Genomic DNA, 1550 nt, shown 5'->3' on the forward strand with positions numbered 1-1550 from the left:
ATAATTCCGGCGGCGTCCTACTCTCCCACACCCCTTCGAGTGCAGTACCATCGGCGCTGAAGAGCTTAGCTTCCGGGTTCGGAATGGAACCGGGCGTTTCCTCTTCGCCAAAACCACCGGAAAACCATCGAACACAACAACCCAACGGCCGCATGCCCGACAATCCACCAATCGAATTGTCAAACCATGATCCACCGAAACCAGTCGCGGTCCGGGAACCACACAATGAACGCGAGCACCTGAGGACAAGTCCTCGGCCTATTAGTACCGGTCAGCTCCACACATTACTGCGCTTCCACATCCGGCCTATCAACCCGGTCGTCTACCGGGAGCCTTACCAGGTCAACCCTGTGGGAGCCCTCATCTCGAAGCAGGCTTCCCGCTTAGATGCTTTCAGCGGTTATCCCTCCCGAACGTAGCCAACCAGCCATGCCCTTGGCAGAACAACTGGCACACCAGAGGTTCGTCCATCCCGGTCCTCTCGTACTAGGGACAGCCCTTCTCAAGACTCCTACGCGCACAGCGGATAGGGACCGAACTGTCTCACGACGTTCTAAACCCAGCTCGCGTACCGCTTTAATGGGCGAACAGCCCAACCCTTGGGACCTACTCCAGCCCCAGGATGCGACGAGCCGACATCGAGGTGCCAAACCATCCCGTCGATATGGACTCTTGGGGAAGATCAGCCTGTTATCCCCGGGGTACCTTTTATCCGTTGAGCGACGGCGCTTCCACAAGCCACCGCCGGATCACTAGTCCCTGCTTTCGCACCTGCTCGACCCGTCGGTCTCACAGTCAAGCTCCCTTGTGCACTTACACTCGACACCTGATTGCCAACCAGGCTGAGGGAACCTTTGGGCGCCTCCGTTACCCTTTAGGAGGCAACCGCCCCAGTTAAACTACCCACCAGACACTGTCCCTGATCCGGATCACGGACCCAGGTTAGACATCCAGCACGACCAGAGTGGTATTTCAACGACGCCTCCCCACGTGACTGGCGTCACGGGATCACCGGCTCCCACCTATCCTACACAAGCCGAACCGAACACCAATATCAAGCTGTAGTAAAGGTCCCGGGGTCTTTCCGTCCTGCTGCGCGAAACGAGCATCTTTACTCGTAGTGCAATTTCACCGGGCCTGTGGTCGAGACAGTCGAGAAGTCGTTACGCCATTCGTGCAGGTCGGAACTTACCCGACAAGGAATTTCGCTACCTTAGGATGGTTATAGTTACCACCGCCGTTTACTGGCGCTTAAGTTCTCAGCTTCGCCCTAACGGACTAACCGGTCCCCTTAACGTTCCAGCACCGGGCAGGCGTCAGTCCGTATACATCGTCTTACGACTTCGCACGGACCTGTGTTTTTAGTAAACAGTCGCTTCTCGCTGGTCTCTGCGGCCACCCCCAGCTCACCGTGTAAAACGGATCACCAGGACTGGCCCCCCTTCTCCCGAAGTTACGGGGGCATTTTGCCGAGTTCCTTGACCACAGTTCACCCGAACGCCTCGGTATTCTCTACCTGACCACCTGAGTCGGTTTAGGGTACGGGCCGC

At 57.2% G+C, this 1550-nt stretch carries 2 rRNA genes; both read right to left on the reverse strand.

Annotated features, from left to right (window positions below):
* Positions 1 to 4: 4 nt before the first annotated feature.
* A 5S ribosomal RNA gene (rrf, locus tag ACRX5W_RS33200) occupies positions 5 to 121 on the reverse strand.
* A 120-nt stretch (positions 122 to 241) separates the two neighbouring features.
* Positions 242 to 1550: ribosomal RNA gene (locus tag ACRX5W_RS33205) — 23S ribosomal RNA — on the reverse strand; the annotation flags it as partial.

The sequence above is a fragment of the Yinghuangia sp. YIM S10712 genome, from assembly GCF_051388935.1.
In the GTDB taxonomy this organism is placed as follows: Bacteria; Actinomycetota; Actinomycetes; order Streptomycetales; family Streptomycetaceae; genus Yinghuangia.